Here is a 22,168-nt window from a genome sequence, read left to right on the forward strand (position 1 = left end):
GAAAAAGTACATAAACGTATATTGAGCGACACGGCGGCTGTTCGCGCGTTACGTGGGATAAGCGCGTGTCGTTGGGAGCATGGGCGGCGTGACCCAAATGACCGAACGCAGCCCGATGTTGCCGCCCGAACGGACCAGGACCCTCGCTCTGGCCTCCGCCTTTCTGCGGGGCGTGGCCGCCGCCGGTCTGGGTCTCGGCTCCCTGGCCGTGCTGGTGACGGTGGGCTGGATCAGCTCGCCGTTCCCGGACAGCGGACCCGGCGGAGCGCTGCGCGCGGCGGCCGCCGTGTGGCTGCTCGCGCACGGCGCCGAACTCGTCCGGCCCGACACCCTCAGCGGCGTACCGGCTCCGGTCGGCGTGGTCCCGCTGCTCCTCGTGGCGGGTCCCGTCTGGCTGGCGCACCGGGCGGCGCGCGACGCGGCGGAGCCGGAGGAAGGGCGGGCCAGGCCTTCGCAGGCAGGCGCCTTCTGTGCGGTGACCGCCGGATACCTGCTGGTCGTGGCCGGAGCGGCGGCCTATGCGCGCGGTGGTTCGCTGCGGGTCGTGCCGGACACGCTGGCGTTCCCGGTGGCGCTGGTGGTGGCCGGCGCGGCGGCGGCCGGAGTGTGGACGGCGGCGGGACGTCCGTTCGGGCCGCTGCCGTCCTGGTTCCCGCTGGTGCTCCAGGAGGCCGTCGCGCGGACCCTCTTCCGCGACCGGGCCGAGGCCGCGTGCCGGGCGGCGGCGGTCGGTGTCGCGGTGCTGATGGGCGGAGGCGCGCTCCTGGTGGCGGTGGCGCTGGGCCGGGACGCGGCGGCGGCGCAGGAATCCTTCCTGGCGCTCTCCGGTGACTGGTCGGGCCGGCTGGCGGTGCTGCTGCTCGCCGTGTCGCTGGTGCCGAACGCGGCACTGTGGGGCGCGGCGTACGGGCTCGGCCCCGGTTTCGCGCTCGGTACGGGCGCCACGGCCACCCCGCTGGGCCTCGCCGGGACGCCGGCCGTGCCGCGCTTCCCGCTGCTGGCGGCGGTACCGGAGCAGGGCCCGGCCACCGTGCTGAACTGGGCGGCCCTCGCCGTACCGGCCGTGGCCGCGCTGGCCGTCGCCTGGTGCGTCGTACGCCGGGCTGCTCCCGCCGAAGCGCCGCGCGCGCAGGCCTGGGCGCCGCGCGAGACGGTGCTGGTGACGGGCCTCGCCGCGCTCGGATGCGGAGCCGGTACGGCGCTGCTCATGGCGGTGGCGGGCGGCCCGCTCGGGTCAGGTGCGCTCGCCGCGTTCGGGCCCGTGTGGTGGCTGGCGGGCCCGGCGGCGCTGGTGTGGACGGCGGCCGTCGGCGTACCGGCGGCCCTGCTCCTGCGGCTGTGGCGGCTGCGCGAACCGGGCTGGGCCTGGCGCAGGGACGCGGCCGTACCGGAGGAGAGCGGGGAGGCGGAGAAGGAAGCGGCAGGCGACAAGAAGCCCGGAAAGAAGGCGGCCGAGCCCGAGCCCGCGCCGGAGGACGAGGACACGGACGACGACGCGGGCTTTGAGCCGTACGACTTCCTGCCGACCGACCCCTGGCACGAGAAAGAGGCGAGGGAGGCCCGGTGGGCCTCCCTCAAGCGGGGCTCCGGCGGCCTGATGGCCGACTTCCCCGCACGCGTCCCGGCCGCCCTGCGCTCCGAGGAGACGTCAGCGAAGCCCGCCGACACGGACGCGAAGCCCGAGACGACCCCCGCCGAAGCCGACGCCGACGGCCGGGGCGGCGCTAGTCCTTGACGCCGAACAGCGGTTCCAGCGGCTTCGGCAGCCGGTCGTTGCAGGCCACCGCGCCGCTCTTGGTCAGCGCGTCGTTCACGCACGTGTAGTAGTCGCGGTAGACCAGCTGCACGGTGTACGTCGTGATCACGATGATCAGGGCCAGCAGCGCGGTCACCAGACCGCTGATGGCCGCCGTGGTCTGAGGCCGGCGCTCACCGGTCCGGCCCGTGGCGGCCGCCGGCGAAGCACCTCCGCCGCCCGCGGCCGGAGCTCCGGCGCCCGTGGCCGCGCCCACCGCCGTACGGTCCGGCGTGGTCGGGCTCTTGGGCTCGGCGCGCAGCGAGCTGACCGCCCAGTACACCGAGAGCGCGCCCAGCAGCAGCGCGATCTCCGTGAAGTCGAAGAGCGCGAAGAAGACGGACCAGATGCCGCCGAGCAGCGCGTAGCGGGCGCGCCGCTGGACGGGGTCGGTCGGGTCCCAGCGCATCCCGGAGGGGCCGCCGTCGGGCCCGCCCTTGCCGCCCGGGCCGTTCGAACCGGAACGGCCGCCGAAGCCGCCGCCGCCTCGGCCGGGCTGCTTGTTGCTCCACTGGCTGCCCCAGGACGAGCGGCCACCGGAGCCCTCGTCCTCGCCCCTGCCGTCCGACCCGGACGGGTGGCGCGGCTGCCACGGCTGGTCGGGCCGGCCCGCAGGCGGCGGAGCGAACGGATTGTCGTCGGCCGGCTTCGCGGGCGCGTCCGGCGACGAACCGGAAGAGCCCGAAGCGGAGGAGGAGTCCGGCGACTCCGGGGAGGAGTCCGGCGAAGAGGACTGGCGCTCCCTCATCAGCAGAGCGGCCCGTGCGGGCGACGGGAGGCGGAAGGCGGTGCGACGGCGTCGGTCCGGCATGTGGTGAACGTCTTCCCCATCTCGTCATGTCCGTCCGAAGGACGGTTCGACCGCCCGGTAGACGGCTCGCTGTCCCCTGACGCTACCTCTCGGCCCGGCCCCCGTCCCGTGGGGGCCGCCGGGTGTGCCGGTATCGTTGCTGACGGTCGGCCCGTTCGTAGGGTTCCCCGTATCGGGCGAAGCGATTCTTTCGTACGACCCTACAAAGACGTACGACCCCACAAAGAGTTCGCCGCACCTGCGTCACCGCGCGGTCATCACGTGAGAAAGGGCCCCGACGTGGCCTCGCCGCCTCCCTCCGCCTCTCCCGCCCGGCTGGTCGTCCTGGTCTCCGGATCCGGCACCAACCTCCAGGCCCTGCTCGACGCCATCGGCGAGGACCCGGCGGCGTACGGGGCGCGGATCGTCGCGGTCGGCGCCGACCGCGACGGGACCGGCGGCGTGGAGCGGGCCGAGCGGGCCGGAATCCCCACGTTCGTGTGCAAGCTCAAGGACCACGCGACGCGTACGGAGTGGGACGAGGCGCTCACCGCGGCCGTCGCCGAGCACCGCGCGGACCTCGTCGTCTCCGCCGGTTTCATGAAGATCGTGGGCCCCGCGTTCCTCGCCGCCTTCGGCGGCCGGACCGTCAACACCCACCCCGCCCTGCTGCCCAGCTTCCCCGGCGCCCACGGAGTGCGTGACGCACTCGCGTACGGCGTCAAGGTCACGGGCTGCACCGTCCACTTCGTCGACGACGGTGTCGACACCGGTCCGATCATCGCGCAGGGCGTGGTCGAGGTGACCGAGGAGGACACTCCGGAGGGCGAAGCCGCCCTTCACGAACGCATTAAGGAAGTCGAGCGCTCGCTGCTCGTCGAGGCCGTGGGGCGGATCGCCCGTGACGGCCATCGCATTGAGGGACGAAAGGTTCATCTCGGTCATGTCGGTGAATAAGCCCATCCGCCGCGCCCTGGTCAGTGTCTACGACAAGACGGGGCTCGAAGACCTCGCCCGCGGTCTCCACGAGGCGGGCGTCGAACTCGTCTCCACCGGCTCCACCGCCGGGAAGATCGCCGCCGCCGGAGTGCCGGTCACCAGGGTCGAGGAGCTGACCGGCTTCCCCGAGTGCCTGGACGGCCGGGTCAAGACGCTGCACCCGCGCGTCCACGCCGGCATCCTCGCCGACCTGCGCCTGGACGCCCACCGCGAGCAGCTCGCCGAGCTGGGCGTGGAGCCGTTCGACCTGGTGGTCGTGAACCTCTACCCGTTCAAGGAGACCGTCGCATCCGGCGCCTCCGACGACGAGTGCGTCGAGCAGATCGACATCGGCGGCCCGTCCATGGTCCGCGCCGCCGCCAAGAACCACCCGTCCGTGGCCGTGGTCACCAGCCCGGAGCGGTACGCGGACGTCCTCGCGGCCGTCAAGGCCGGCGGCTTCGACCTCACCGCGCGCAAGCGGCTGGCCGCCGAGGCGTTCCAGCACACCGCCGCCTACGACGTGGCCGTGGCCTCGTGGTTCGTGGACGGCTACGCGCCCGCCGACGACTCGGGCCTGCCGGAGTTCCTCGGTGACGCCCTCACCCGCAGAGACGTCCTGCGCTACGGCGAGAACCCGCACCAGCCCGCCGCCCTCTACACCTCCGGCTCCGGCGGACTGGCCGAGGCCGAGCAGCTGCACGGCAAGGAGATGTCGTACAACAACTACACGGACACCGACGCCGCGCGCCGGGCCGCGTACGACCACGCCGAGCCGTGCGTCGCGATCATCAAGCACGCCAACCCGTGCGGCATCGCGATCGGTGACGACGTCGCCGAGGCGCACCGCAAGGCCCACGCCTGCGACCCGCTCTCGGCGTTCGGCGGCGTCATCGCCGTCAACCGTCCGGTGACGGTCGAGCTGGCCGAGCAGGTCGCGGAGATCTTCACCGAGGTCATCGTGGCCCCGGCCTACGAGGACGGCGCGGTCGAGGTGCTGGCCCGCAAGAAGAACATCCGCGTGCTCCGCGCATCCGAGGCCCCGGCCGCCACGACGGAGGTCAAGCCGATCGACGGCGGCGCGCTCCTCCAGGTCACCGACCGCCTCCAGGCCGACGGTGACGACCCGGCCAACTGGACGCTCGCCACCGGCGACGCGCTCTCCGAGGCCGAGCTGAGGGAGCTGGCCTTCGCCTGGAAGGCGTGCCGCGCGGTCAAGTCCAACGCGATCCTGCTCGCCAAGGACGGCGCCTCGGTCGGCGTCGGCATGGGCCAGGTCAACCGCGTCGACTCCGCGAAGCTCGCCGTCGAGCGCGCGGGCGAGGAGCGGGCGGCCGGCGCGTACGCCGCGTCCGACGCCTTCTTCCCGTTCCCCGACGGCCTGGAGATCCTGACCGCCGCCGGCATCAAGGCGGTCGCCCAGCCCGGCGGCTCGGTCCGCGACGAGCTGGTGGTCGAGGCCGCGAAGAAGGCGGGCGTCACGATGTACTTCACCGGGACGCGCCACTTCTTCCACTGATACCGATCAGGTTCTTCCACTGATACCGATCAGACGCGAGGCCGCGTTCCGGTGCGACCGGGACGCGGCCTCCGCCATGACCGCCCGTGTCCGGCGTACGAAATCTCCTCGCCGCTCTGTTCTAATGAACGGCCGTATCCGATGAGCAGCGGCCGTAGCCGAAGAACAGCAGGAATCCCTAGCGGGGGCAGTCACCGTGCTTGAGCTGAACAAGAGTGCACCGGACCGGTCGGAGCCGGGCCGGCTGCCCGCCCAGGGGACCGGGCCGGACGGCCACTCGGCGGACGGCTCACCGGGCCCGGAGACCGCCTCCGCCGAACGCGTACCGCTGCGGCCGTATCTGATCGTCGGCGCGATCCTGTGCGGCCTGTACTTCCTCTACTCCTACCTCCAGTACGCCCGCTTCGGCTCGCCGTCCTGGGACCTCGGGATCTTCGAACAGGAGGTCCGGGCGTACGCGGACCTCCGCGCGCCGATCGTCGACATCAAGGGCCCCGGCTATCTGATCCTCGGCGACCACTTCTCACCGATCGTCGCGCTGCTGGCCCCGCTCTACTGGCTCTGGCCCTCCGCCGAGGCCCTGCTCTTCGCGCAGGCCGCGTTCTTCGCGCTCGGCGCGGTCATCGTCGGCCGCACCACGCAGCAGCTGCTCGGCGGCCGCTCCGGGCTCTGCGTCACCGTCGCGTACGGACTCTCCTGGGGCATCCAGGAGGCGGTGAAGTCCGACTTCCACGAGATCGCCTTCGCCGTCCCGCTCCTGGCCCTCGTCTGCCGCGCGCTGCTCCTGGAGCGGTGGACGGCCGCGCTGCTCTGGTCGCTGCCGCTGGTCCTGGTCAAGGAGGACCTCGGCGCGACCGTCGCCGTCGTCGGCTTCCTGCTCTTCGTGTACGGGCGCCGCCTCCAGGGCGCGCTGCTCGCCGCGTTCGGCGTGGCCGCCTTCGTGGTCACGCTCATGGTCCTCATCCCGGCGGCTTCCAGCGCCGGGACGTACGACTACTGGCAGAAGATCGACAAGAACGGCGAGCAGGACGTCTCGATGGTGGACTCGGTCCTCGGCGTCCTTAACTCCTCCACCAAGATCGAGATGCTGGTCTTCCTGATCGGCATCACCGCGTTCATGGCGCTGCGCTCGCCGCTGACGCTGCTCATCATCCCGACGCTCGGCTGGCGGCTGCTCTCCCAGGACAGCAACCACTGGGGCATGGTCTGGCACTACAGCGCGATCCTGATGCCGGTCCTCTTCCTGGCGATGGCCGACGGCGTCCGCCGCAGCCGCGCGTCACAGCGGCCCTGGCTCTCCTCGTACGCGAAGGCCGTCGTCCCGGTCTCCGTCGCGATCGCCGTGGCGATGACCCAGCACCTGCCGCTGCGCGACCTGCTGCGCCCGGAGTCCTACAGCACCGACGCCCGTACGGAAATGGCCCGCGCGGCGCTCAAGGCCATCCCGGTCGGCGCGCGGGTCGAGACGGACATCACGCTCATGGCCCACCTCACCTCCGACCGGACCGTCTACTGGATCGGCGGCGCGCCGGAGACCGCGCCCGACATCGTCGCCATCAACCTGGACTTCGGCTGGTCACGACCGATCCAGGACCCGGTGGCGTACGCCGAGCAACTCCACCCGGAGGCGCGCTACCGGCTCAAGCACCGGGGCGGCAGCTTCGTGGTGATGGAGCGGACGACGCCGGAGCCGGCGGAGATCCCGGGCGTACGGAGGGGCTGAGCCCGGTCCGCGGAGACCGGGCGGGCCCGCGCGCGGATCGAGCGCGGACCCGGTCCCGTACGTGCGAAGGCCGCACCCGTTCCGTACGGGTGCGGCCTTCGGACCGATCGAGGTCCGGCGTCACCTGGAGCGGATGACCACCGACGAGCAGACCTTGTCCGCGAACGTCTGCTTCTTCTCGTCCCACAGCGGCCACAGCCAGCCGATGTAGCACGCGATGCTGTCCAGGAAGTGGGCCAGGCGGCGAACGAAGGCCATGCCGAAGCCCAGCGGACGGCCGTCGGCCTCGCGCAGCAGACGGATGCCGACGGCCTTCTTGCCGATCGTCTGGCCGGTGGTGCCCTCCTGGTACAGCTGCCAGACGGCGAGACCGAGCGTCAGGAGGAAGCCGATCAGCACGATGACACCACCCGCCGCATCACCCATGGCGCCGCCGATGCCGACGAGGAGGACGTACGGGGCGCCGATGATGAGGCCGTCGATGATCAGGCCGCCCGCCCGCAGGCCCCAGTGCGCCAGCTCCGGCATGCCACCGCCGTAGCCGGGCTGGCCCTGCGGGTAGCCGCCGCCGTAGGGCTGGCCGGGCTGCTGCGGGTACCCCTGCTGCTGCGGATGTCCCGGCTGCTGCTGCGGGTAGCCGTAGCCCTGCTGCGGAACGCCCTGAGGAGCCTGCTGCGGGTAGCCGTAGCCCGGCTGCCCCTGCGGCGGGCCCTGCGGAGGCTGGCCGGGCTGCTGCCCGTACGGGTTGTTGGGGTCGCCGAAGCTCATAAGGGGTGTTCCTTCAACAGACGTGTGGGGACGGATGGCCACACGGAGGAAGGACGACGTTCAGCGGCCCGCCCCCCGTACAACCGCGGCCTTCATCGTTATGAGCGCGACCTGCGTTTGTCCAGTCCGGGCCACAGGACGTTGTGCAAGTGCAATCTCGGCCACAGCTGAGGCACAGGCAGTTGGTATGCGGGCGGGGTCATCCGCGAGGATGGGGCCATGACTGCCCAGATTCTCGATGGCAAGGCCACCGCTGCCGCGATCAAGTCCGATCTGACCGTCCGTGTGGCGGCTCTCAAGGCGCAGGGGATCACTCCCGGCCTCGGAACCCTGCTCGTCGGGGACGACCCGGGCAGCCGCTGGTACGTGAACGGCAAGCACCGCGACTGCGCGGAGGTCGGCATCGGCTCGATCCAGCGCGAACTCCCCGACACCGCCACCCAGGAGGAGATCGAGGACGTCGTACGGGAGCTGAACGCCGACCCGGAGTGCACGGGATACATCGTCCAGCTGCCGCTGCCGAAGGGCATCGACACCAACCGGGTCCTGGAGCTGATGGACCCGGAGAAGGACGCCGACGGGCTGCACCCGATGAGCCTCGGCCGTCTCGTCCTCAACGAGACCGGCCCGCTGCCGTGCACCCCGCAGGGTGTCGTCCAGCTGCTGCGCGCGCACGGCGTGGAGATCAACGGCGCGCACGTCGTGGTCGTCGGACGCGGTGTCACCATCGGCCGGTCGATCCCGCTGCTGCTGACCCGTAAGTCGGAGAACGCCACGGTGACCCAGTGCCACACCGGCACCCGGGACCTCTCCTCGCACCTGCGCCAGGCCGACATCATCGTCGCCGCGGCGGGCGTGCGGCACCTGATCAAGCCCGAGGACGTCAAGCCGGGCGCGGCCGTGCTCGACGTCGGCGTCAGCCGGGACGAGAACGGCAAGATCGTCGGCGATGTGCACCCGGGCGTCCGCGAGGTGGCGGCCTGGGTCGCCCCGAACCCCGGCGGCGTCGGCCCGATGACCCGCGCCCAGCTCCTGGTCAACGTGGTCGAGGCGGCCGAGCGGACCGCGGCCGAGGCCGCCGACGCGGCTGCCGCGGGCTGACGGCCGGATCCGGAGGGAACCTCATGGGTGCTGGTACGAGTCCGGCCGACCCGGCCCCGGCGGGCCGCGCGGCCGACGGGCCGGATCCGGCCGCGGCGGACGGCTCCACGGAGTCCGGCAGCGCGGAGGCGGGCCGTGGCTCCACCGCGCCGGAGCGTGCGGAGGCGGGCGGCGGTTCCACGGCGTCCGAGCGTACGGAGGCGGGCCGTGGCTCCACCGCGCCGGAGCGTACGGAGGCGGGCGACGGCTCCACCGCGTCCGAGCCCGCGTCCGAGCGTGCCGAACCGGCCGGCGGCGGCTCCACCGCCGCCGACCCGGACGGCGAGGCGCCCGCCCCGCGCCGGACCCGGCGGTTCCCGCTCTTCACGCGGGACACCGCCCGTCCCGAGGGCGGCGGCCGGGCCGCCCCGCGTGACGCGCCCGCGCCGGCCCGGCAGTGGCCGCTGCTCACCGTGCTCGGCGCGGCGGGCGTCGGGCTGCTGGTCGTGGCGCTGGACCCGTTCGCCGAGGCGTTCCGCATCGGCACCATCCTGATCGGCACGGCCCTGATCGCCGGAGCGGTGCTGCGCTGGGTGGTGCCGTCGGTCGGCATGCTCGCGGTGCGTTCCCGCTTCACCGACCTGGTGACGTACGGGCTGATGGGCACCTTGATCGTGCTGCTCGCGCTGGTCGCGCAGCCGAAGCCGTGGCTGGACGTGCCGATCCTGGAGAACGCGGTCCGCTTCACGATCCGCTAGCGCGGCAGGCCCCGTGGGCCCGGGCGGGCACCCGTCAGGAGGTGCCCGCCCGGTGTGCCCGGTCCCCACCCCCGAGGAGGGACGGACAGCCCGGTCCGGGGCTCCGGCGGCGTGGCCCCGGATCACGGCGGAAGGAGCGGCCTCGCCCCGTCCCGGCTTCAGCGTCATGGACAGGGAAGGCCGGCTACAAGGTCCGCCCGGAGCCTGTGGCACGGAAGTGACCATTCCGGCACGGTGTGATCGCCGTGCGACGATGGCAGACTGACACGGCGCCGCGGACGAGGAGCGGACCGGTCCGGGGGAGGCGCCGGCCGGCGGTACCGGCCGCGGCGGGGGCACAGGAAGCACGTCCGGGGGATGCACCGGGGAGAACAGAGGGGGAGGCGCGATGCCTCGTTGGAAGGCACTGCCCGAGGAACTCGACCCGCAGATCAGGGAGTTCGTGAGCGAGCTGCGCATGCTCGTGGACCGCAGCGGGCTGACCGTCGACGCGGTGGCCGGCCGCACGGGGTTCAGCGAGACGTCCTGGGAGCGGTACCTGGACGGCCGGATCCTTCCTCCGCGCCGTGCCGTCGTGGCTCTCGCCGATGTGACGGGCACTCCGCAGCACCACCTCACGAACCTGTGGGAGTCGGCCGAGCGCTCTTGGAGCCGGGCCGGGACGGGCCACGAGATGACGGACGAGACCCTCCGCATCGGACGGGTGCGGGAGTCGCTCGGTGCGACGGACGCGGCCGCCGACGGCCGGCCGAACGGCCACGGCTTCGACGCGTACGGCTCCGACCACGCGTACGGCTCCGACCACGCGTACGGCTCCGACCACGCGTACGGCTCCGACCACGCGTACGGCTCGGATCCTCACCGCGCCGACCCTCACCGCCCCGACGACCGCGCCCCCTTCGTCCCCGCCCAGCGCGGAACCGTTCCTCCGGTCCCGCAGCAGCGCCAGGCCGGACCGCAGGCGGACGCCGAGCGCGGCGGCTCGGCCACCGAGGGCCGCGGCCGAGCGATCTCGCTCGCCGTCGGTGCGGCCGGAGCGCTGATCGTCGTCGTCGGAGCGCTGATGCTCGCGCCCAGCGGCGACAAGCCCGCCGAGGCCGCCCCGCCGACCCCGACGGCCGCGCCGACGAGCCAGGCCCCTGGGACCGAGGAACCCACGACCGACGAGCCCGCACCCGCACCGCCGGCCGGCGTCGAGTGCCAGGGTGCCGACTGCACCGGGCAGAACCCCGACGAGATGGGATGCGGCGGCGAGTACGCCCGTACGGTCACCACCACCGGTGTCGGCGCCTCCCGCGTCGAGGTCCGGTACAGCGAGGTCTGCTCCGCCGCCTGGGCCCGGCTCACCGAGGCGGGGCCGGGCGACACGGTGACGATCACCGGGAGCGCGGCGGCGGACGGGCAGAACGGCGAGGTCACGGTCAGCGAGGCGTACACGCCGATGGTCGCGGTGAAGCAGGCGGCCGACGCGAAGGCCTGTGCGACGCTCACCTCCGGCACGAAGGGCTGCACCACGTAGGAGGCGGGCCGCGTGCGGTGAGTGACGGGCTGTGTGCGGTGCCACAGGGGGCCGGGCGGTCCGGACCTGCCGGGTCCGATAGCCTGGCCGCCGGAAATCTCTTCACGTCAAGATTGGTCGGACGACGCGTCGCGGCGCGAAGGGGTCTCCCGCACCAGGGTCCGGCACCAGGGGCCGGGACCCCCACCGCCAGCTGTCTAACGGAGACCGCCATGACCCGCACTCCCGTGAATGTCACCGTGACCGGCGCTGCCGGCCAGATCGGCTACGCGCTGCTCTTCCGCATCGCCTCCGGCCACCTGCTCGGCCCGGACGTGCCGGTCAACCTGCGCCTCCTGGAGATCCCGCAGGGCCTCAAGGCCGCCGAGGGCACCGCGATGGAGCTCGACGACTGCGCCTTCCCGCTGCTGCGGGGCATCGAGATCACCGACGACCCGAACGTCGGCTTCGCCGGTGCGAACGTGGCCCTGCTCGTCGGCGCCCGCCCGCGTACCAAGGGCATGGAGCGCGGTGACCTGCTCGCCGCCAACGGCGGCATCTTCAAGCCGCAGGGCAAGGCCATCAACGACAACGCCGCGGACGACATCAAGGTCCTCGTCGTCGGCAACCCGGCCAACACCAACGCGCTCATCGCGCAGGCCGCCGCCCCGGACGTACCGGCGGAGCGCTTCACCGCGATGACCCGCCTGGACCACAACCGCGCGATCTCGCAGCTGGCCGCCAAGACCGGTGCCGCCGTCTCCGACATCAAGAAGCTGACGATCTGGGGCAACCACTCGGCCACCCAGTACCCGGACATCTTCCACGCGGAGATCGCCGGCAAGAACGCCGCCGAGACCGTCAACGACGAGGTGTGGCTCGCCGACACCTTCATCCCGACCGTCGCCAAGCGCGGCGCCGCGATCATCGAGGCCCGTGGCGCGTCCTCCGCGGCCTCGGCCGCCAACGCCGCCATCGACCACGTCCACACCTGGGTCAACGGCACCGCCGCCGGCGACTGGACCTCGATGGGCATCCCGTCGGACGGCTCCTACGGCGTCCCCGAGGGCATCATCTCGTCGTTCCCGGTCACCACGAAGGACGGCACGTACGAGATCGTCCAGGGCCTGGACATCAACGAGTTCTCCCGTACGCGCATCGACGCGTCGGTCAAGGAGCTCACCGAGGAGCGCGACGCGGTCCGCGAGCTCGGCCTGATCTGATCCGCACCTCGCACCACCGGGTGCACCGAGCGCCCCCGGCAGCCCGCACAGGCCGCCGGGGGCGCTTGGGCGTTCAGTGCTTGAAGTCGCCCGGTGTGTAGTGGCCCGGTGTCAGCCGGCCGGTCACGCCGAAGCGGTTCCAGGCGTTGATCACCGTGATGGCCGCGACCAGCTGGGCCAGTTCGGTCTCCGCGAAGTGCTCGGCGGCCTCCGCGTACACCGCGTCCGGGACGAAACCGTCGGTGAGGACGGTGACCGCCTCGGTCAGCGCGAGCGCCGCCAGCTCCTTCTCGGTGTAGAAGTGCCGCGACTCCTCCCAGGCGCTCAGCTGGACGATCCGCTCGACGGACTCGCCCACCGCGAGCGCGTCCTTGGTGTGCATGTCCAGGCAGAACGCGCACTTGTTGAGCTGCGAGGCCCGGATCTTCACCAGTTCGACCAGGACCGGGTCCAGGCCCTTCCGGGCGGCGATGTCGAGGCGGACCATCGCTTTGTAGACATCGGGCAGGAGCTCGGAGACGGAGAGGCGCCGCGGGTGCTCGGCGGCGCGGCCGGCCGGGTGGGCGGTGGGTGCGGGGTGTTCGTGTGCGGTGGTCATGAGGACGACGCTACGGCGTCGGTGGCGCACCGGTATGGTCCATTTCCATGACGGATTCCTGGGCCACTTTCGGCGCCGACCTGCATCTGGAGCCGGTCGGTACGGGGCTGCGCAGCGGGCTGACGGCGGCGCTGCGCGAGGCGGTGCGCAGCGGACGGCTGGCCCCGGGCACCCGGCTGCCGTCCTCCCGTGCGCTCGCCGCCGACCTCGGCATCGCCCGTAACACCGTCGCCGACGCCTACGCCGAACTCGTCGCCGAGGGCTGGCTCACCGCCCGCCAGGGCTCGGGCACCCGGGTCGCTCAGCGGGCCGCACCGCGCCGGCCGCCGGACCCGGTGGCGCCCCGTACCCGTCCGGCCCGTCCGCGGACCGGCCACAGCCTCAAGGCGGGCTCTCCGGACGTGTCCGCCTTCCCGCGCACCGCCTGGCTGCGGGCCGCACGCAAGGCGGTCACCGCCGCACCCGACGAGGTGTTCGACTACGGCGATCCGCTCGGGCGCGTCGAACTCCGCACGGTGCTGGCCGAGTACCTGGCCCGCGCACGCGGCGTCCACGCCGACCCGGAACGCATCGTGATCTGCGCCGGCTTCGTCCACGGGCTGAAGCTGCTGGGCGCGGTCCTGCGCGGCCGCCGGGTGCGGGAGCTGGCCGTCGAGTCGTACGGACTCGACCTGCACCGCGACCTCATCACCGCAACCGGTCTCGCCACGCCGTGCCTGCCGCTGGACGAACTCGGCTCGCGGACCGGAGAGCTGGCCGGAATGCGCGGTACGGGAGCGGTGCTGCTGACCCCGGCGCACCAGTTCCCGACCGGCGTACCGCTCCATCCGGACCGGCGGGCCGCCGCCGTCGACTGGGCCCGCGCCACCGGTGGCCTGATCCTGGAGGACGACTACGACGGAGAGTTCCGCTACGACAGGCAACCTGTCGGCGCTCTTCAAGGCCTCGATCCCGAGCGGGTCGTTTACCTCGGCACCGCCTCCAAGTCGCTCGCGCCCGGCCTGCGGCTCGGCTGGATGGTGCTGCCTCGCGGGCTGGTCGGGGAGGTCGTGGCGGCGAAGGGGCCGGCGGACTGGATGTCCGGCGCCATCGACCAGCTGACGCTCGCGGAGTTCATCGCCTCGGGAGCGTACGACCGGCATGTGCGCTCCATGCGGCTGCGCTACCGGCGCCGCCGCGACCAGCTCGTCACGGCGCTCGCCGAACGCGCGCCGGGCATCGAGGTCAGCGGCATCGCGGCCGGACTGCACGCGGTCCTGGAACTCCCGCCGGGCACCGAGCGTCCGGTGATCCAGGCGGCGGCCTTCCAGGGCCTGCGGCTGGAGGGCCTCGCGCGCTACCGCCACCCCGACGCCCCGCCCGGCCGCGACGCGCTGGTCATCGGCTACGGATCGCCGTCGGAAAGCGCCTGGACGGGCGCACTGGACGCGCTGTGCCGGGTGCTGCCGTAGGAGGGCTTACGGATGCGTCGTCACGAGTGGTCATGTCGGGCCCACGCCCTTGGCCTCCGGCGCCTCACCGAAGCGCGCCAAGGCCAGCGACCCCGCCACCGCCACCGCGAACCCCGTCACCGCCAGCCAGCCCAGCCCCGCCCGGGTCCCGTCGCCCAGCCACACCACGCCGACCAGCGCCGGGCCGACCGTCTCGCCGAGCACCATCCCGGCCGTCGCCGTCGTCACCGACCCCTTCTGCAGCGCCGACGTCAGCAGCAGGAACGCCGCCGCCCCGCCCAGCAGCAGCCCGTACGCCGCCGGATTCCGCACCAGCGCGCCCGGCGACACCTCGTCGACCAGCCGCACCGCCACCTCCACCACGCCGAACCCGAACCCGGCGCCCAGCCCCAGCGCCAGCGCCCGGGCCCGCGTCGGCAGCCGCCCGCCCACCGCGCCGAGCACCAGCACCGCCAGCGCGGCGGCGATCGTCGCCCACGGCAGCCACCAAGGGCCCGCCAGCCGGCCCTCCTCACCCGAGGCCAGCCCCAGCATCCCGAGCCCGGCGCAGACCACCGCCACCGCCGCCCACTCCGTCCGGCTCAGCCGGACCGCCAGCAGCCGGGCCGCGACCACCGCCGTGACCGCGAGCGACGCGGCGAGCGCGGCCCCGACGGCATAGATCGGCAGCGCGCGCAGAGCGACGATCTGGAGCACGAAGCCCTGGCCGTCCAGGGTGAGTCCGGCGACGTAACGCCACTGCCGCACCGCCCGCAGCAGCAGCGCGGGGTCCACGCCCGCACCGGAATCCGGCCGGCTCGCGGCCCGAGCGGCGATCGCCTGGAGGACGGAGGCCGTCCCGTAACAGAGGGCGGCACCGAGCGCGCAGATCATCCCCAGGAGCACAAAGGGAATGTACCGGGCGCACTCCGGCGCCCCTCCACCTTCGGCTTCCGAACCGGCGCACCGTACAACTATTCTGACAAGCAGTTCGGCGCACGACGCACGGGGGAGAACCGCACACATGGCCAAGCGAAGGCTGAGGTCGAGCACGGTCGTGCTCGGCGGCATGGGGCTGCTCGCCCTGACCATCACATCCTGCGGATCCGAACCGGACCGGCGCTGCGCCGACCGGACGACCCAGAGGACCCTGCCCAGCTCCGAGTGCCGCAGCGGCGGGAGCGGTTCGTACTACTACGGCGGCGGCAAGAGCGGGGACGGCAAGGTCCAGGGCGGCAGCTTCGACAAGTCGGCGGTCGACCGCGGCGGCTTCGGCTGCACCAAGTCCGGCGGAGGCTGAGCGCGGTGGAGCGCCGCACCATCGAGCCGCGCCACGGCTGGCAGGAGACCGTCGAGTCGCAGGGGCTGGTCTATCCGCTGACGCGCTATCCGGACGGTTCGCTGCGCCCGTACTGGGACGAGAGCGCCTACTACGTCTTCTCGCTGCCGGAGGTCGAGGCGCTGGAGGAGACCGTCGAGGAGCTGCACACGATGTGCCTGGCCGCCGCAGCGCACATCGTGGAGCAGGACCGTTTCACCGACCTCGGCATCACCGACCCGCGACTCGCCACGCTCGTCGCCGAGTCCTGGCGCCGCCGCGACGAACTTCCGTCGCTGTACGGGCGGTTCGACCTGCGCTACGACGGCGGCGGCCCGGCGAAGATGCTGGAGTACAACGCCGACACGCCGACCTCACTGGTGGAGGCCGCCAGCGCGCAGTGGTTCTGGATGGAGGAGCGGTTTCCCGGAGCCGACCAGTGGAACTCGCTGCACGAGCGGCTGGTCGACGCCTGGAAGCGGCAGGCGCACCTGCTGCCGCCGGGCCCGCTGCACTTCGCGCACTCGGAAGGCGACGAGCTCGGCGAGGACCTGATGACGGTCGCGTACCTCCGCGAGACCGCCGACCAGGCCGGCCTCGACACCCACGCGCTCTCCGTGGAGGACATCGGCTGGGACCGGCTGAGCGGACGGTTCGTCGACGACCGGCTCCGCTTCCTCCGCAGCTGCTTCAAGCTCTACCCGTGGGAGTGGCTGACCACGGACCGGTTCGGGACGCGGGTGCTGGAGACCCTCGACAACGGCGGCGGCTCCGGTACCACCTGCTGGATCGAGCCCGCCTGGAAGATGCTCCTCTCCAACAAGGCGCTCCTCGCGATCCTGTGGGAGCTGTATCCGGGCCATCCGAACCTGCTGCCCGCCTACCTCGACGGCCCGCGCGAGCTGGCCGGACCCGGCGGCGCGGGATACGTCTCCAAGCCGCTGCTCGGCCGCGAGGGCGCCGGGGTCGACCTGCACGGGCCCGGCTCACCGACCGTCCTGCGCGAGGAGCCGTGCTGCTACCAGGAGCTGGCGCCGCTGCCCGACATCGACGGCAACCGCGTGGTGCTCGGGGCCTGGGTGGTGGAGGACGAGGCGGCCGGGCTCGGCATCCGGGAATCGGCGGGGCCGGTCACGGACGAGTACGCCCGCTTCCTGCCCCACGTCATCCTCTGAGCGCTCTTTCTCGCAGGGCTCAGGCGCCGAGCACCGTACGCAGCCGGTCCAGGCCCCAGTCCAGGTCCTCCTTGGAGATCACCAGCGGCGGCGCGATCCGGATCGTCGAGCCGTGCGTGTCCTTCGCCAGTACCCGCTCCGCCATCAGCCGCTCCGAGATCTCCCGGCCGGTGCCGAGTGCGGGCACGATGTCGACGCCGGCCCACAGCCCCCGGCCGCGTACGGTCTCCACCGCGCCGCCTCCGGCCAGCAGCCCCAGCTCCCGGTGCAGATGGTCGCCCAGCTCGGCGGCGCGCTCCTGGTACTCGCCGGTCCGCAGCATCGCGATCACCTCCAGCGCCACCGCGCACGCCAGCGGGTTCCCGCCGAAGGTGGAACCGTGCTCACCGGGCCTGAACACACCGAGGATCTCCGCCGACGAGACCACGGCCGACACCGGCACCACACCGCCGCCGAGCGCCTTGCCGAGCAGGTACATGTCCGGCACCACGCCTTCGTGCTCCAGCGCGAACGTCTTCCCGGTACGTCCCAGACCCGACTGGATCTCGTCCGCGATGAAGAGCACGTTCCGCTCCCGGGTCAGCTCCCGCACACCGGCCAGATAACCGGCCGGCGGCACCAGCACGCCCGCCTCGCCCTGGATCGGCTCGATCAGCACCGCCACGGTGTTCTCCGTCATCGCCTCCCGCATCGCGGTGAGATCCCCGTACGGCACGATCTCGAACCCCGGTGTGTACGGGCCGTAGTCAGCCCTCGCCTCCGGGTCAGTGGAGAAGCTGATGACCGTCGTCGTGCGGCCGTGGAAGTTGTCCGAGGCCACGATGATCTTCGCCATCCCGTCCGGGACGCCCTTGACCCGGTAGCCCCACTTCCGGGCGGTCTTCACCGCCGTCTCCACGGCCTCCGCGCCGGTGTTCATCGGCAGGACCATCTCCATGGAACAGAGCTCGGCCAGCTCCGTACAGAAATCGGCGAACCGGTCGTGGTGGAAGGCCCGCGAGGTCAGCGTCACCCGTTCCAGCTGGGCCCTGGCCGCGTCGAGCAGACGGCGGTTGCCGTGGCCGAAGTTGAGCGCCGAGTAGCCGGCGAGCAGATCGAGGTAGCGGCGGCCTTCGACATCGGTCATCCAGGCACCCTCCGCCGAGGCCACGACGACCGGCAACGGGTGGTAGTTGTGCGCGCTGTGCGCCTCGGCGGAGGCGATGGCAGTTTCCGTGGCGGACACGGGATCTCCGTTCGTCGTACGGCGTGGGCGGGGGTGGTGCCCACTTTGTATCGTCGGTCGCATCCGGCGCAGGGAAACCTTCACCCTCCGGCGCGCCCGCCCGCGCATGCTTCCGCGTGCTCCCTGTGTCGGCCCGCGCGCGCTCCGGCGGCCGGAATGTGCGCTTCGTCTCAGGCGCGCGCTCCCGGGGCGCGAGCGGCCCCGCACCCGAGCGGGTGCGCCCCCGCTGCGCCCCGCACCGGCTGCCGGAGATCGCCGCCGCACCTGAGACAATGGGCCCATGGCCTCTGATCGCTCCGCGCTCTCCACCGACCAGCCGCAGACGGGCCGCACCGGCGTGCCTGTCCGGCCCCGTGTGCTCTCCGGGATCCAGCCCACCGCAGGCTCGTTCCACCTCGGCAACTACCTGGGCGCGGTGCGCCAGTGGGTGGCGCTCCAGGAGACGCACGACGCCTTCTACATGGTTGTGGACCTGCACGCGATCACGATTCCGCAGGACCCCGCCGAGCTGCGCGCCAACACCCGGCTCGCCGTGGCGCAGCTGCTCGCGGCCGGACTGGACCCGGAGCGGTGCACGCTCTTCGTCCAGAGCCATGTGCCCGAGCACGCGCAGCTCGGCTGGGTGATGAACTGCCTCACCGGCTTCGGCGAGGCCTCCCGGATGACGCAGTTCAAGGACAAGTCCGCCAAGCAGGGCGCCGACCGCGCCACCGTCGGCCTCTTCACCTACCCGGTCCTCCAGGTCGCCGACATCCTGCTCTACCAGGCCGACCAGGTCCCGGTCGGCGAGGACCAGCGCCAGCACATCGAGCTGACCCGCGACCTCGCGGAGCGGTTCAACGGCCGGTTCGGCCGGACGTTCACCATCCCGGCGCCGTACATCCTCAAGGAGACGGCGAAGATCTACGACCTCCAGGACCCGGCGGTCAAGATGAGCAAGTCGGCCTCCACGCCGAAGGGTCTCATCAACCTCCTCGACGACCCGAAGGTCACCGCCAAGAAGGTCAAGAGCGCGGTCACCGACACCGACACGGTGATCCGCTTCGACGAGGAGAAGAAGCCGGGCGTCAGCAACCTGCTCACCATCCTCTCCACCCTCTCCGGCAGCACGGTCGAGGCGCTGGAGGACAAGTACGCGGGCAAGGGGTACGGGGCGCTGAAGACCGACCTGGCCGAGGCCATGGTGGAATTCGTCACCCCGTTCCAGGTCCGAACCCAGGAATATCTGGACGACCCGGAGACGCTGGACTCCATCCTGGCCAAGGGAGCGGAGAAGGCCAGGGCCGTCGCCGCCGAGACCCTGGCGCGGACGTACGACCGGATGGGCTTCCTGCCCGCCAAGCACTGAGTCCAAGGACTCTGGCGAGATCACGGCCGAAGGGGCCACACTTGCGGTGGCGGGTCGCGGCGCAAGGCCGGAAATCGACCATCGACGATGGAGGAGAACGACGTGGGGACCGTAACGCTCGGCGTTTCGATCGCGGTCCCGGAGCCCTACGGCAGCCTGCTCCAGGAGCGGCGCGCGAGCTTCGGGGATCCTGCCGCGTACGGCATTCCCACCCACGTCACGCTCATGCCGCCGACCGAGGCGGAGGCGGCCGACCTGCCGGCGATCGAGGCGCACCTCGACCAGATCGCCTCGGCCGGCCGCCCCTTCCCGATGCGGCTCTCCGGCACCGGCACGTTCCGGCCGCTCTCGCCGGTGGTCTTCGTCCAGGTGGTGGAGGGCGCCTCGGCCTGCTCCTGGCTCCAGAAGCGGGTCCGGGACGCGTCGGGGCCGCTGGTGCGCGAGCTCCGGTTCCCGTACCACCCGCACGTCACCGTGGCGCACGGCATCTCCGAAGAGGCGATGGACCGGGCGTACGCGGAGCTCGCCGACTACGAGGCGGCCTGGACCTGCGGCTCCTTCGCGCTGTACGAACAGGGCGCGGACGCCGTCTGGCGCAAGCTCCGCGACTTCCCGTTCGACACCGGCGGCTCCACACCCGCCGTCCCGGCCCAGGGCGGCTACTCGGTCGACGCGCCGTCGCTGCGCCCCTGACCGCTGATCCGTGAGCGCCGGCGGTCACATCGGCAGCCGCCGGAACAGCGGGCGCGGCACGTGCCGCAGCGCCGACATCACCACCCGCAGCGAGCCGGGCACCCACACCGTCTCCGACCGCCGCCGCAGCCCCGTCACGATCGCACCGGCGACCGCCTCCGGCGTGGTGGAGAACGGATGCTCCGGCGGCCCGGCCGACGCCCGTGTCCGTACGGCGCCGGGGCGCACGACCAGCACCTGTACGCCGGTGCCCTGGAGCGCGTCCCCGAGTCCCTGGGCGAAGACGTCGAGCCCGGCCTTGCTGGAGCCGTAGATGAAGTCGGCCCGCCGGGCGCGCTCACCGGCCACCGAGGAGAGCACCACCAGCGACCCGTGGCCCTGCGCCTGGAGTGCGCTCGCGCACACCAGCCCGGCCGAGACCGCTCCGGTGTAGTTGGTCTGCGCGACCCGCACGGCGGCGAGTGGCTCCTCCTCGTCGCGGCCCTGGTCCCCGGCGATCCCGAACGCCAGCAGCACCACGTCGATGTCGCCTTCCGCGAAGACCTTGCCGAGCACCTCCTCGTGCGTACCGGGGTCCAGCGCGTCGAAGGCGACCGTACGCACGTCGGCGCCCCGGTCGCGCAGCTCGACGGCGGCCGCGTCCAGGGCCGGTGAGGGACGGCCCGCCAGCCAGACCCGGCGGGTGCGCAGGGCGATCAGGCGGCGCGCGGTGGCGAGCGCGATCTCGGAGGTGCCGCCGAGGACGAGCAGGGACTGCGGGGCACCGAAGGCGTCCTTCACGGAACACTCCTGTTCGCGGGGTGGGGGCGATGCGGGTACGTCACAGGTCGAGCCGGCGCGCCAGGTCCGAGCGGAACGCCTCCGTCGGGTCCAGCTCTGCCCGCAGCCGCCGGAAATCGCCGAGGCGCGGGTACATCGAGGCCGCGATCTCCGGCCGCATCCGCGCGTCCTGCGCCAGGCAGACCCGGCCACCGGCCGCCGCCACCTCCTCGTCCAGTCCGTCCAGGAGGCGGCCGAGGCCGGGCAGGGCGGCGGGCAGGTCGACGGCGAGCGTCCAGCCCGGCACGGGGAACGACAGCCAGCCGGGCGACGGGGCGCCGAACCGCTGGAGTTCGGCGCCGAAGGCGGGACAGCGCCGGGCCGCGATCCGCCGCACGATGCGGTGCAGCGTCTCCTCCTGCCCGTGACCGACCGTGAACCGGTAGCGCACGAGCCCGGCGCGGCCGTGCAGCCGGCTGGCGTCGGGGAGGGCGTCCAAGGGGTGGAAGAAGGCGGTGGTGGTGCGGAGCGCGCCGGTCCGGGAGCGGGGCGCACTCCGGTAGCGCACCTCGTTGAGGAGCGCGGCAGAGGTCCGGCCCAGCAGACCGGCGGGAAGGAGCGGTGCGGTCGGACGGTGGTCCGTGCGCGGTGCGCGCATCGTGCGCCGGGCGTGCGCCGGTGGCACGAAAGAGAGCGCGTGCTCCCCTCGGGTCAGGACGCCTCGTCCGGTGGCCCGGCCCCGGGCGAGCAGGTCGATCCAGGCGGAGGCGTACGGCGTACGGTCGCTGCCGGCCGCGGTGAACCGGGCCAGCAGGTCGTCCAGGTCCGTCGCCCGCTCGGCGGTGACGGCGATCAGCGGCGACGCCACGCGCCGCAGGCGGAGGGTGGCGGAGAGGATCACGCCGGTCAGCCCGAGGCCGCCGGTGGTCGCGTCGAAGAGGTCGGTGCCGGGCGTCACCGTACGCACCTCGCCGTCGGCGGTGAGGAGCTCCAGCCCTTCGACGTACCGGGCGAGCGAACCGGCGGCCGGATGGTCGCGGCCGTGCACGTCGGAGCCGATCGCACCGCCGACCGTGAGCCTGCCGGTGCCGGGCACGACCGGTGGGAACAGGCCACGCGGCGGCAGGATGCACAGCAGCCGCTCCCAGGTCACACCCGCGTCGCAGCGGACCGTCCCGGCCGCCTCGTCCAGCGCGCGGACGCGGTCCAGGCCGGTCATGTCGAGCACCGAACCGCCCGCGTTCTGCGCCGCGTCACCGGCCGCCCGCCCGAGCCCCCGGGCCAGCGCGCCCCGGGGCCCGCGGCCGCGGACCACGGCAGCCGCTTCCTCGTACGTACGGGGGCGAAACCGTACGGCGGTGGTCGGGGCGGTGCGGCCCCAGCCGGTCAAGGACACCGTGTCGACGGACATGCCCGTGACCGTAGCCCCGGGCGTATCGTCCGGGAAAACCTATTCGTACCTTTTGTTACACCGCTCACCGGAACGGGTG

General features: G+C 72.8%; 20 protein-coding genes. 13 read left to right on the forward strand and 7 right to left on the reverse strand.

The features are described from left to right. The first annotated feature begins 97 nt into the window (after window positions 1-97). Complete coding sequence (locus ABZ267_RS00525) at window positions 98-1,735, forward strand: DUF6350 family protein (protein ID WP_356754919.1); 1,638 nt, start codon at window positions 98-100, stop codon at window positions 1,733-1,735. Here the strand turns inward: ABZ267_RS00525 and ABZ267_RS00530 are convergent. After that, entirely contained in the window at window positions 1,725-2,606 is an 882-nt protein-coding gene (locus tag ABZ267_RS00530; RefSeq protein WP_356754755.1) for a hypothetical protein, read from the reverse strand. The two genes, ABZ267_RS00525 and ABZ267_RS00530, sit on opposite strands and share 11 nt — an antisense overlap. 279 nt (window positions 2,607-2,885) lie before the next feature. On the opposite strand from ABZ267_RS00530, the gene purN reads away from it, so the two are divergent. The 3 genes from purN to ABZ267_RS00545 all read left to right on the forward strand — a co-directional run bounded on the left by purN (window position 2,886) and on the right by ABZ267_RS00545 (window position 6,805). Further along, window positions 2,886-3,542: a phosphoribosylglycinamide formyltransferase gene (gene purN / locus ABZ267_RS00535; protein WP_356899696.1), complete on the forward strand. Its 657-nt coding sequence runs from the start codon at window positions 2,886-2,888 to the stop codon at window positions 3,540-3,542. Continuing rightward, entirely contained in the window at window positions 3,529-5,082 is a 1,554-nt protein-coding gene (gene purH / locus ABZ267_RS00540) for a bifunctional phosphoribosylaminoimidazolecarboxamide formyltransferase/IMP cyclohydrolase (RefSeq protein WP_356755896.1), read from the forward strand. Before purN ends, purH begins: the two co-directional genes overlap by 14 nt. A gap of 196 nt (window positions 5,083-5,278) precedes the next feature. Beyond that, window positions 5,279-6,805 carry a DUF2079 domain-containing protein gene (locus tag ABZ267_RS00545; protein WP_356755895.1) on the forward strand — a complete coding sequence of 509 codons (1,527 nt, stop codon included), beginning with the start codon at window positions 5,279-5,281 and terminating at the stop codon, window positions 6,803-6,805. A 120-nt stretch (window positions 6,806-6,925) separates the two neighbouring features. Here ABZ267_RS00545 and ABZ267_RS00550 read toward each other — a convergent pair whose 3' ends face one another. Then, window positions 6,926-7,573, reverse strand: a complete 648-nt coding sequence (locus tag ABZ267_RS00550; protein WP_356755893.1) for an RDD family protein — start codon at window positions 7,571-7,573, stop codon at window positions 6,926-6,928. Between the two features lie 219 nt (window positions 7,574-7,792). On the opposite strand from ABZ267_RS00550, the gene ABZ267_RS00555 reads away from it, so the two are divergent. The 4 genes from ABZ267_RS00555 to ABZ267_RS00570 all read left to right on the forward strand — a co-directional run bounded on the left by ABZ267_RS00555 (window position 7,793) and on the right by ABZ267_RS00570 (window position 12,132). Continuing rightward, window positions 7,793-8,674, forward strand: coding sequence for a bifunctional methylenetetrahydrofolate dehydrogenase/methenyltetrahydrofolate cyclohydrolase (locus ABZ267_RS00555; protein WP_356755891.1), 882 nt, complete (start codon window positions 7,793-7,795; stop codon window positions 8,672-8,674). Between the two features lie 23 nt (window positions 8,675-8,697). Beyond that, entirely contained in the window at window positions 8,698-9,411 is a 714-nt protein-coding gene (locus tag ABZ267_RS00560) for a DUF3017 domain-containing protein (protein WP_356755889.1), read from the forward strand. 388 nt (window positions 9,412-9,799) lie between these two features. Beyond that, entirely contained in the window at window positions 9,800-10,930 is a 1,131-nt protein-coding gene (locus tag ABZ267_RS00565) for a DUF2690 domain-containing protein (RefSeq protein WP_356755887.1), read from the forward strand. Between the two features lie 212 nt (window positions 10,931-11,142). Continuing rightward, window positions 11,143-12,132, forward strand: coding sequence for a malate dehydrogenase (locus tag ABZ267_RS00570; protein WP_356755885.1), 990 nt, complete (start codon window positions 11,143-11,145; stop codon window positions 12,130-12,132). A gap of 73 nt (window positions 12,133-12,205) precedes the next feature. On the opposite strand, the gene ABZ267_RS00575 is transcribed toward ABZ267_RS00570, so the two are convergent. Beyond that, window positions 12,206-12,730, reverse strand: a complete 525-nt coding sequence (locus tag ABZ267_RS00575; protein WP_356755883.1) for a carboxymuconolactone decarboxylase family protein — start codon at window positions 12,728-12,730, stop codon at window positions 12,206-12,208. Window positions 12,731-12,777: 47 nt separating this feature from the next. Here ABZ267_RS00575 and ABZ267_RS00580 point away from each other — a divergent pair, with 47 nt between their 5' ends. Then, window positions 12,778-14,181: a PLP-dependent aminotransferase family protein gene (locus tag ABZ267_RS00580; RefSeq protein WP_356755881.1), complete on the forward strand. Its 1,404-nt coding sequence runs from the start codon at window positions 12,778-12,780 to the stop codon at window positions 14,179-14,181. A 30-nt stretch (window positions 14,182-14,211) separates the two neighbouring features. Here ABZ267_RS00580 and ABZ267_RS00585 read toward each other — a convergent pair whose 3' ends face one another. Then, window positions 14,212-15,054, reverse strand: coding sequence for a hypothetical protein (locus ABZ267_RS00585; protein WP_356755906.1), 843 nt, complete (start codon window positions 15,052-15,054; stop codon window positions 14,212-14,214). 130 nt (window positions 15,055-15,184) lie between these two features. Here ABZ267_RS00585 and ABZ267_RS00590 point away from each other — a divergent pair, with 130 nt between their 5' ends. Both ABZ267_RS00590 and ABZ267_RS00595 read left to right on the forward strand, forming a co-directional pair. Further along, window positions 15,185-15,460 carry a hypothetical protein gene (locus ABZ267_RS00590; protein ID WP_032756527.1) on the forward strand — a complete coding sequence of 92 codons (276 nt, stop codon included), beginning with the start codon at window positions 15,185-15,187 and terminating at the stop codon, window positions 15,458-15,460. A gap of 5 nt (window positions 15,461-15,465) precedes the next feature. After that, complete coding sequence (locus tag ABZ267_RS00595) at window positions 15,466-16,653, forward strand: glutathionylspermidine synthase family protein (protein ID WP_356755879.1); 1,188 nt, start codon at window positions 15,466-15,468, stop codon at window positions 16,651-16,653. Window positions 16,654-16,672: 19 nt separating this feature from the next. Here ABZ267_RS00595 and rocD read toward each other — a convergent pair whose 3' ends face one another. Beyond that, window positions 16,673-17,878: an ornithine--oxo-acid transaminase gene (gene rocD / locus ABZ267_RS00600; protein ID WP_356755878.1), complete on the reverse strand. Its 1,206-nt coding sequence runs from the start codon at window positions 17,876-17,878 to the stop codon at window positions 16,673-16,675. 280 nt (window positions 17,879-18,158) lie between these two features. Between rocD and trpS the strand changes: the two genes are divergently transcribed. Further along, window positions 18,159-19,226, forward strand: coding sequence for a tryptophan--tRNA ligase (trpS, locus tag ABZ267_RS00605; RefSeq protein ID WP_356755876.1), 1,068 nt, complete (start codon window positions 18,159-18,161; stop codon window positions 19,224-19,226). 102 nt (window positions 19,227-19,328) lie between these two features. Further along, on the forward strand, window positions 19,329-19,919 hold the full coding sequence (locus tag ABZ267_RS00610) for a 2'-5' RNA ligase family protein (RefSeq protein ID WP_356755874.1): 591 nt from the start codon (window positions 19,329-19,331) through the stop codon (window positions 19,917-19,919). A 24-nt stretch (window positions 19,920-19,943) separates the two neighbouring features. On the opposite strand, the gene ABZ267_RS00615 is transcribed toward ABZ267_RS00610, so the two are convergent. Further along, window positions 19,944-20,699 carry a decaprenylphospho-beta-D-erythro-pentofuranosid-2-ulose 2-reductase gene (locus tag ABZ267_RS00615; protein WP_356755873.1) on the reverse strand — a complete coding sequence of 252 codons (756 nt, stop codon included), beginning with the start codon at window positions 20,697-20,699 and terminating at the stop codon, window positions 19,944-19,946. Between the two features lie 40 nt (window positions 20,700-20,739). Beyond that, window positions 20,740-22,089 (reverse strand): FAD-binding oxidoreductase, encoded by a 1,350-nt coding sequence (locus ABZ267_RS00620; RefSeq protein ID WP_356755871.1) that lies wholly within the window; start codon window positions 22,087-22,089, stop codon window positions 20,740-20,742. Between the last annotated feature and the right edge of the window lie 79 nt (window positions 22,090-22,168).

The organism is Streptomyces sp. NPDC006174, assembly GCF_040614075.1.
Taxonomy (GTDB): domain Bacteria; phylum Actinomycetota; class Actinomycetes; order Streptomycetales; family Streptomycetaceae; genus Streptomyces.